Source organism: Xanthomonas populi (genome assembly GCF_002940065.1).
Taxonomy (GTDB): Bacteria; Pseudomonadota; Gammaproteobacteria; order Xanthomonadales; family Xanthomonadaceae; genus Xanthomonas; species Xanthomonas populi.
This window is the reverse complement of the sequence record NZ_MDEJ01000146.1, coordinates 1-9,555: the sequence shown is the minus strand read 5'-3', so window position 1 is coordinate 9,555 and position 9,555 is coordinate 1. Positions and strand designations below refer to the sequence as shown.

The 9,555-nt window shown below is 65.3% G+C and carries 5 protein-coding genes; 2 read left to right on the top strand and 3 right to left on the bottom strand.

The genetic code is table 11. The features are described 5' to 3' along the window. The 3 genes from XpopCFBP1817_RS24195 to XpopCFBP1817_RS17620 all read right to left on the bottom strand — a co-directional run. Window positions 1–429, bottom strand: a 429-nt coding sequence (locus tag XpopCFBP1817_RS24195) for a hypothetical protein (RefSeq protein ID WP_484606960.1), incomplete at its 3' end; no start/stop codon positions are given. Between the two features lie 448 nt (window positions 430–877). Beyond that, a complete protein-coding gene (locus XpopCFBP1817_RS17625; RefSeq protein WP_128418110.1) occupies window positions 878–3,907 on the bottom strand; it encodes a TonB-dependent receptor in 3,030 nt (1,009 codons plus the stop codon). 110 nt (window positions 3,908–4,017) lie between these two features. Beyond that, the gene (locus tag XpopCFBP1817_RS17620; RefSeq protein ID WP_128418109.1) at window positions 4,018–5,088 is read right to left on the bottom strand and encodes a LacI family DNA-binding transcriptional regulator; all 1,071 of its coding nucleotides are present in this window, start codon (window positions 5,086–5,088) and stop codon (window positions 4,018–4,020) included. Window positions 5,089–5,492: 404 nt separating this feature from the next. Here XpopCFBP1817_RS17620 and XpopCFBP1817_RS17615 point away from each other — a divergent pair, with 404 nt between their 5' ends. Then, complete coding sequence (locus XpopCFBP1817_RS17615; protein WP_167393967.1) at window positions 5,493–6,446, top strand: hypothetical protein; 954 nt, start codon at window positions 5,493–5,495, stop codon at window positions 6,444–6,446. Then, window positions 6,446–9,118 (top strand): glycerol-3-phosphate 1-O-acyltransferase PlsB, encoded by a 2,673-nt coding sequence (gene plsB, locus XpopCFBP1817_RS17610; protein ID WP_128418107.1) that lies wholly within the window; start codon window positions 6,446–6,448, stop codon window positions 9,116–9,118. The genes XpopCFBP1817_RS17615 and plsB overlap by 1 nt, the downstream gene beginning before the upstream one ends. Window positions 9,119–9,555: the final 437 nt, after the last annotated feature.

Below are 9,555 nucleotides of genomic sequence, written 5' to 3'. Positions count from 1 at the left end.
CTCGACGGATCGCCTCAGTCGTGGTGGCGCTCCCCTGCAGAACCTGGCCCATCGTGCTTGCTTCCATTCGAGGGAAAATAATGCACCATCAACACCTGGGATCAAACACCTAGCCAAGTCAGACGGCAGCTGGTTGATGAAAGCTGCTGCCTCGGCGCTTGGTTGCACGCGCTTGGGCGCGAGGTTCTCTTTGCCTTCGTAGGCGACGAAAAAGTGCATGCGGTCCTGGATGAGCGCGCCACCCAACGCAAACCCGTATTCCTTGGTCTGCGAATCGATCTTGCCGCCTTCTTCTTCATCGAGCCGCTTGTCGCGCAGATGCTGGTGTAGCTGCCGTTCGCGTTGACCGGTGCGCGTCGCACCGAACCGGTGGCGAGGTTGGTGACGACGACCTCGCTGCCGCTCTGCGCGGACGCGACCTGGCCGCACAAGGTGGCGTTGCTGGACTGGGTGGCCGTGGCCGGGGTGGGGTGGTGGCGAACAACGAGGCAGCCAGGGCGCAGCACAACAGGCGACGTGCCGGCAGGGTGGAGACGGCGCGGTGCGTCTTCATGACTTTCACCCTCCCAGGGGTAAAGCGCGAACCAGTGAAGTGACTGGCGCGTCAGGTTGGTGCTTGGTGTGGATGGAACGGGGACAGCGGCAACGGACAGCAGGGAGTGCAAACACAACACAAACGATCGCGAAGGGAAGCGTGTTGCCTGCAGCATCGCGCGCATCGAGCGTCGCGCTGCGTGGACACACTGCCGATAAAGAAACTGCATGAAACCTGCAGGCGCCCCCCCCCCCGTGCAGTGGGGCCGATGCAGTGATCGACGACTGGTCTGGCAACCAACGGCATCCGGCGCCGAGGCAGCGGATGCCGTCAAGACAGCCGTTACCAGATGATCCGCGCACTCATGAATAGCGTGCGGGGCGGAGTGGACATCGCCCCATACTGGTTGATGCGCACGCGCGGGTCGTAGCTGCCGGCAGTGCCCCAGTCGATGCTGTACTGATCGTAGTTGCGGAAGTTCAGCGCGTTGATCAGATCGCCGCGTACCTGCACGGTGACCGCGTCGGTGATGTGCATGTCCTTGGACAACGACAGATCCAGCTGGCGGGTGCCGAAGATGTCGCCGCCAGCGATGAACTTGCCGCCGGGCGCGTCCACCGAGACCACACGGATGTTGTCCGAGCTCGGGCCGCCGTACTGGTCGAAGGAGATCGCCTCGTTGCGCGGCGGCACCGTGGCCAGGGTCAGCTTGGCCGAGCCGCTGATGCCCCAGAACAGGTCGTAGATGCCGGTGAGTACCAGGCGGTGACGCGGCACCGCGTTGAGGTCCAGGAATGGGTAATCGGCAATGGTGGCCGCATCGAACCCGTAGCGATCGTCGTTGCCGCGATTGCCGCGCGCACGCGAGAAGGTGTAGGCCGCGGTCAGGCCCCAGCCGCTTTCCTGCGTATAGGCCTTGTCCGCCGACAGCAGCAGCTGACCGGTCTTGGTCTCCACGCCGTTGTTGCCGATGATCAGATTGCCGAAGCCCTGGGGCCTCTGCTCAAACGCCTGAGCGCCGTTCTGGAAGAAATCGCCGTTGGCATAGCGGTTGCCCAGGGTGAAGATGAAACCGTCCTTGCTATGGATATACGACACCGTCGCCGAGGTGTTCCACTCGCCCAGCTGGGTGCGCAAGCCCAGCGAATACTGGTCCGCATACGGCGTCTTCAGATCGTTGTTGAGCAGATTGATCTCGCCGTTGCGCACGCGCGCATCGACCAGGTTGCCCAGGCTGTCCGGGTTGCTCACAAACGCTGGGTCGAAGGTGGTGCAGGTGCCGGGTGCCGGGACACAGTTGGTGGGTCCGGCAAAGCGGATCGTGTACTGCGCCAGCGCGGATTTGATCTGCTCCAGTCCCATCACGTCGAACAGGTTGCGGTCGTAGCTGCGGCCGGCGCCACCGAACAGCACCAGCGACTCGTCGCCGCGGAAATCGTAGGAAAAGCCCAGCCGCGGTGCGAAATTATTGTTGTCCTGTTTGCGATTGCGGCCGTTGCTGATGTAGTCGTCGATGTTCACCCCCCCCTTGGCGAGCTGCTCGGCGTAGGTGGCGCTCACCGCCGGATCGGTGCCGGGGCCGTTCAACGCTGCCACCACTTCCGGCGGGGTCACGTTGTCCAGGTAGGAGGGAATCTTTTCGCCATCCCAGCGCACGCCGATATTCAACTGCAGCTTGTCGTTGACGTCCCAATCGTCCTGGATGTATAGGCCCAGCTGCTTGCTGGTGGTGGTCACCGACGGCGCGGCGCCGGCGAACGGCAGATTGAAGCGCACCTGGTACGGAATGGCTGCGGTACCGACGCCATCGCCCACCGCGTAGTAGAACGACGGGTTGGCCGCAGAGTTTTCGCTCTGGGTCAGCTCCACTTCCTTGTACTTCACGCCCATCTTGATGACGTGGTTGCCGTGCCACTCAAGGTTGTTGAAGGTCAGGTCGTTCTGGAAACTGGGGCCCTTCTGGCCCTTGCGCTGGATCGCCAGCCCGCTGGTGGCGCCGTCGTTGAGCAGCACGTCGTCTTCGGAAATGCCGCGCGTGTACACGGTCTGGCTACCCACGGTGTAGGCGGTGGGATTGAACAGCACGTCCTCGTAGGACACGCGCGCCTCGTTGACGTAGCGCTCGCCGTAATGCTGCCATCGCAGGTCGAAGCGTTTTTCGGTGTTGAGGTTGATCTTGGAGGCGATCGCGGTGGTCTGGCCGCCGACGCTGTCTCGGCTTTCTTCGTCGCGGTACTTGCCGGTGAGCTCCAGGCGATCGTTCTCGCCGATATCCCAATCGACCTTGCCGAAATACAGGTCTTCGTTGAACGGACGCGTGACCGAGCCGAGCCGGCTCTGCACGCCGGCCGGCAGGTCGTCGCTCAGCGCACTGAAACGATCCGGCACGGCCACCGGATCGGCCGAGACCTCAAATCCCTTGCCTTCGTAGCTGAAGAAGAAATGCGCCTTGTCCTGCAGGATCGGCCCGCTCAACGCAAAGCCATACTCGTCCTGATGGGTCTTGCGCTTGCTGCCATCGGAGTTGGGTGCGCCGGCCCGCTCGTCGGGCTGGCGCGCGCGGAAATCGGTGTTGCTGGTGCGCCCGAAGATCTCGCCGTGGAACTCGTTGCCGCCGGACTTGGTCGAGGCCACGATCGCCGCCGAGCCCACTTGGTCGAACTCGGCCTTGTAGTTGGAGGTGATGACCTTGTACTCGCCGATCGCCAGCTGCGGGAACGGGTTGCCCGCGCTCTGCTCCTGGCCGGAAACACCGCCGAACAGATAGCTCTTCTGGCCGACGCCGTCGATGTAGACGTTCACCGCCGAGCTGCCCTGCGCGCCGCCGCGGATCTGGCTGTTGCCGTTGGAGTTGGTCTCGAACTGCATGCCCGGCACGGTGTCGGCGAACTCCAGGAAGTTGCGCGTCAGCTGCGGCACGGTGCTGATCTGCTTCAGCGACACGTTGGTGCCCACTTCCGAAGTCTTGACCTCCTGCAGCGTGGTGGCGGTGACCTGCACCGCATCCAGCGTGGTGGCATCGCCGGCCGGTGCGGATGCCGCCGCGCCGCCCAGGTTCAAGGTGACCGACGAGGCCACCGACAGGGTCACGGTCTGCTCGCTGCCGGGGCCGGCGTCCACTTTGTAGGTGCCGGGCGGCAGGCCGACCAGCGCGTAGCTGCCGTCGGCGCCGGTGGGCACGCGTCGGACCGCACCGCTGGCGACATTGGTCGCGGTCACGGGGGTGCCGGCCTGTGCCGAGGCGACCTGGCCGCGCAACGTGGCGTTGCTGGACTGGGCCATGGCTGGCGTGCTGGCCAGTAACGAGGCGGCGAGGGCGCAGCACAACAGGCTGCGCGCCGGCAGGATGGAGACGGTGCGGTACTTCTTCATGACTTCCCCCTCCCAGGGGTAAAGCGCGAACCAGTGGAGTGACTGGCGCGTCGGGACTGCGTAAAGCGGGACAGCTGGCAATAACTGCAGGAACTGCAAGCAACACAATGTCAGCTAAAAATGGTGAGCGCGTCTCCGGTAGGAGGCGCCGTGCGCGGCGCACTGGAAGCACGCACGATCAGTTCGGGAACCATCTCGGAAAAGGCCGGTGGTGCAGCAGCGGCGGGTGGGGCATCGACCAATTGCTGACCCAGTAACAGGTGCAATGCACGCGCGCCCAGCCCGGCGATATCCACCCGCATGGTGGTCAGCGCGGGCAGCACGTAGCGCGCCATCGGCACGTCGTCGAAGCCGGCCAGCGCGATGTCCTGCGGCACCTTCAGCCCGGCATGGCCGAGCGCGAACAGGCAGCACAGCGCCATCATGTCGTTGGCGGCGAATACCGCATCCGGGCGTGCGTCCTGGGCCAGGGTCTGGCCGGCGCGGTAGCCGGATTCTTCGTCGAAGTTGCCCGGCAGCACCCACGGCTGCGCATCGGCATCCAGTGCCAGCGCGTCGCGATAGCCGCGCAGACGCTCGTGCGCATCGAAGTTGTCGGCCGGCCCGGCGATGAAGGCGATGCGGCGGTGGCCGCTGTCGCGCAGATGCCGCGTCATCACCCGCGCGCCGCCGTAGTTGTCCACGTTGAGCACCGGGCGCTGGCTAGCGCTGCCGGCGCAGTTGAGCAGCACTGCCGACAGGCCGCCGGGCAGTGCGTCTTCGTGCACGCCCGAATCGCCCAGCGAGGGCGACATCACCACCACGCCGTCCACGCGGCCGGGCAGGCGTTCCAGCGCCTTGCGCTGCGCCTGCGGGTCGCCGTGCGAGCTGGAGACCAGCAGGTGATAGCCCTGCTCGCGCGCCACCTGGTCGATGCCACGGATCAATTCGGAAAAGAATTCGCCATGCAGATCCGGCAACACCACACCGATGGTGTGGGTGCGCCGGCTGCTGAGACTGCGCGCGGCGTGATGCGGGATATAGTGCAGCGCGCGGGCGACCTGCAACACGCGTTCGCGCACCGATTCGGCCACATGCTGATGCCCGTTCATGGTGCGCGAGACCGTCGCCACCGATACCTGCGCTTCGCGCGCGACGTCCTTGATGGTGACGCTGCCGCCTTCTGAACGCGGCCGACTCATGGCGCGAACTCCAAAACAACGCCGTTGCCGCCGCGCGCCGGGTAGGGGCGCACGGTCCGCTGGCGCAGAACTTTCGTGTCACAGATGCACATGGATGACATCGGCCCCAACCGATGGCGACCTCACAGCGAGATGGCGCGCACGCTAGCAGGAACTGCAAGCGCTGACATGATGCGCTGCAGCATTGCACCAAACCCAGGCAGCACAAGGGCTCGGACCCGACGCCTGGACACGTTTGTCCAGAAGAGACAACCGCGATCAATGTCGGACCGTGGATGGCAACATGCGCGGAACTACGAAAATCTAACGTTTCCACCGTACCCTAGCGCACGGTTTCAGCATGTCTTGCCGCCAACGCATTCAGACAGCAAGATGCGCCGATCGATCAGGGGAACATCGTGCGCATGTCGCCATCCACCGTCCGCGCCGGCCGGTTCCAGTCCATCGCGTGGGCGCTGCTGGCCGCGTTGTGCGTCAGCAGCTGCCAGCGCGCCGACACTGCCGCTGCCTTGCCCGGCGCTAGCGCCGAGCCGGCGGCAGCGATGCAGTCGATGACCTTGCCATTGCGGCGCAACGATCTGGTTGCCTATGCGCGGATCCGGGTCACCCCCGCGCAATACACCCAACTGGAAGCGGCCTGGCGCAGCGGTGCCAGCCGCTGGCCGTTGACCGAGCTGCCACTGCCCAACGAGGTCGGCAGCCTGCTTGGGTCGTTGTCGGCAGCGGGCGCCGAACGCCGGCTGCAACAGGCCTTCGATGCGCAGCTGGCCGGGCAGCCACAGGGCATCCGCCAGGCCGCGCAGTCGCTGGGCCAGTTCGGCGTGCAATACCTGCGCAGCCGCAACGACTACCAACCCGAACAACGCGTCTATTACGTGCAACTGCTCGATGCCTCGAGCGCCTGGGCCGCGACCGCGCCACTGGCTGATCGCGCGCGCGCCAAGGCCAGCATCACCGAGCTGGTGACCGCCGCCCGCGCCACCGGCATCGGCTCGGATGCCGATCTGCAGCGCCTGGGCATGGAAGAGAGCCTGCGCCGGCTCGGGCCGTTCTGGGCAGCGGCCAAGAAGGTGCTGGAGCGCTACGACCTGTCGCTGGACACCAGCCTGGATGCGCTGCGCACTGGCCTGATCAAGCAAGACGGCGACCGCGCTCAGGTGCGGCTGCGCTATCCGTTGGCTGCGCATGACATCGACCTCAGCGTCGCCCTGATCAAGCGCGATGGCCACTGGTACCAGCAGCAGACCCAGGACGAGGTGCAGGCCTTGCTCCGCGCCACCCCGGCCGCACCCTTACCCGACGCCGCTGCAGCGCCCGACACCCCGGCCGCCACCGGGCAACGCCCGACTGGGCGATAATGACCGTGATGCCAGAACAAAATCCCCTGCCGTTCCCGGACGGCCCGCCCGCCCCGCCCCGCCCTTCCGCAGCCGACATTGGTGCGAGTGCGGCGGTGCTGCCGCCTGCCGCATCTTCTGCGCCATCTGCCGCAGACACGCCGCCTGCAGCGCCGGCTGTCGCGCTCGCCCGGAACGCCAAACGCCCGTGGTGGGCGCGCCTGCTCGGCCGGCTGGCCGACCCGTGGCTGAGCCTGACCATCGAACCAGACCAACCCGCCCGCTATGACGACGGCACGCCGGTGGTCTACGTGCTGGAAGACTACGGCCTGTCCAGCAGCTTGATCCTGGACAAGGCCTGCCGCGAGGCCGGCCTGCCGTCGCCGCTGGTGCCGCTGCCGGGCGACCCGTTGCAGCGCAAACGCGCCTACCTGGCACTGTCGCGGCGTAGCAGCAATTCGTTGATCCCCGAGCAACGCGGCGGCAAGACCCATTCGGATTCATTGGCCAAGTTGCTGCAGGCGCACCGTGTGCGCGACGAACTGGACGTGCATCTGGTGCCGGTGTCGATCTTCGTCGGCCGTGCGCCGGACAAGCAGAGCGGCTGGTTTGCAGTGCTGTTCTCGGAAAACTGGGCGCTAGTGGGCCGCTTCCGGCGCCTGCTGGCGGTGCTGCTCAACGGCCGCACCACCATCGTGCGCTTCGCCCCGCCGATTTCGCTGCGCCAGACCATGGCCGAAGGCCTGCCGCCCGAGCGCACCTTGCGCAAGCTGCAGCGCGTGTTGCGCACGCATTTCCGGCGTATTCGCGAAGCGGTGATCGGCCCGGATCTATCCACCCGCCGCTTGCTGGTGGACCAGGTGCTGGCTGCCGACTCGGTACGCGAGGCTATCGCCACCAAGGCCAGGCGCGACAGCAGCAAGCCGGGTGATGCCTGGCGCAAGGCGCATGCCTATGCGTGGGAAATCGCCGCCGACTATTCTAGCCCGGTGGTGCGCTCGGCCAGCTTCCTACTCACCCATGTGTGGAACCGCATCTACGCTGGCGTGCTGGTGCATCACCTGGACAAGCTCAAACAGGCCGCGCCCGGGCACGAAGTGGTCTACGTGCCCAGTCACCGCAGCCACATGGATTACCTGCTGCTGAGCTACCTGTTGTACGAACGCGGCATCGTGCCGCCGCACATCGTGGCCGGCATCAATCTCAATCTGCCGGTGGTGGGCACGTTGCTGCGCAAGGGCGGCGCGTTCTTCATCCGCCGCAGCATCCGTGGCAATGCGCTGTATTCGGCGGTGCTCAGCGAATACGTCGCGCAGCTGGTGGCCGGCGGCTATTCGATCGAATACTTCGTCGAAGGCGGGCGCTCGCGCACCGGGCGCCTGCTGCAGCCCAAGGGCGGCATGATTGCGATGACGTTGCGTGCCTACCTGCGTCAGCCGCGCAAACCGGTGTTGTTCCAGCCGGTGTACATCGGCTACGAGAAGCTGATGGAAGGCAACAGCTATCTGGACGAGCTCACCGGCCGGCCCAAGGAAAAAGAATCCATCTGGGGCCTGCTGTGGTCCATCCCCAAGGTGCTCAAGCAGAACTACGGCCAAGTGGTGGTGAACTTCGGCGAGCCGATCGCGCTCAACGACGTGCTGGCCAAGCACGCGCCGGATTGGGACGGCCAACCGCTGCCCGACGACGAAAAACCCACCTGGCTTGCGCCGGCCGTGGATACGTTGTCCACGCAGATCCAGACCCGCATCAACTGCGCCGCCGACGTCAACCCGATCAACCTGCTCGCACTTGCGCTACTGTCCACGCCCAAGCATGCGATGGGCGAGGCCGACCTGATCGCGCAGATCGAGTTGTGCAAGAAGCTGCTGGCGGAGATGCCGTATTCGGACCGCGTCACCGTCACCCCGCACACCCCGGCGCGCATCATTACCCATGCCGAAGAGATCAACGTGCTGACGCGTGTGTCGCACCCGCTGGGCGATGTGCTCAGCGTCAGCGGCGACACCGCAGTGCTGCTGAGCTACTTCCGCAACAACGTGCTGCATCTGTTCACGGCCTCCTCGTGGGTGGCGTGCTGCTTCCAGAACAATCGCCGCATGAGCCGTGCCGGTCTGCTGCGCCTGGGTCGCACCGTGTACCCGTTCCTGCAGGCGGAGTTGTTCCTGCCATGGACCGAAGACCGCTTCGCCGAACGCATCGAACAGACCATCGACATGTTCGTGCGCGAAGGCCTGCTGCTCAACGTCACCGACGACGATGGCGGCATCCTCACCCGCAACACCGGCCAGACCGACGAAGTGTTCCGCCTGCGTGCGATTGGCCACTCGTTGCAGCAGGCGTTCGAGCGCTATTACATCGCCATCTCGGTGCTGGTGAAGAACGGCCCCGGCGTGCTCGGCGCCGGCGAACTGGAAAGCCTGTGCCAACAGGCCGCGCAACGCCTGAGCCTGTTGTACGCCCCGGCCGCCCCGGAGTTCTTCGACAAAACCCTGTTCCGCAGCTTCATCCAGAAACTGCGCGAACTGCGCTTGGTGTGGCCGGACGAGAACAGCAAGCTGCTGTTCGACGAGCGGCTGGATGCGTGGGCAAAAGATGCCAAGTTCATCCTGGGCCGCGAGTTACGCCATACCATCGAACGCGTCAGCCCGGAAGCGGCAAAGCCGGATGTGGTGCTGCCGCCGGCTGAGTGAGGCGGCGCTGCGATGGTTGGGGCACCAGCAGGGCACTAGCAGGTGAGCGCAGACGCGTACGACGCATCCCTTCTCCCCCTGGGAGAAGCTGCCCGAAGGGCGGATGAGGGTCGGCATACCACCCGAATCATCCAGCGCTGCAGTAAATCAAACGCACTGTTCGCGCACTCCACCAACGCCAGGAAGTTCACACAACAGTTCCGTCCGTTTCATCCCTCTCTTGCAGCCCTGCCGATGGCATCGCGCCACCTTTCACTACGATCGGGCGCGTCGCTAAACGCGCGTGCCCGGCAGGAGACGTCAATGCGCGCAGCCATCCACCGACGTTCCCCCGCCCTGAGTAGCGGCCGGGTTTAGGGAACCTCTGAACAACGTCCCAGATGCGCGACACTACACAGCTACGTTGAGGAGTGATCCATGCAACTGACGTTTGGTGA

Excerpts from the sequence above, each read along its gene's own strand:
- XpopCFBP1817_RS17625 (WP_128418110.1), bottom strand. The coding sequence starts at position 3,907 with ATGAAGAAGTACCGCACCGTCTCCATCCTGCCGGCGCGCAGCCTGTTG.
- XpopCFBP1817_RS17620 (WP_128418109.1), bottom strand. The coding sequence starts at position 5,088 with ATGAGTCGGCCGCGTTCAGAAGGCGGCAGCGTCACCATCAAGGACGTC.
- XpopCFBP1817_RS17615 (WP_167393967.1), top strand. The coding sequence starts at position 5,493 with ATGTCGCCATCCACCGTCCGCGCCGGCCGGTTCCAGTCCATCGCGTGG.
- plsB (WP_128418107.1), top strand. The coding sequence starts at position 6,446 with ATGACCGTGATGCCAGAACAAAATCCCCTGCCGTTCCCGGACGGCCCG.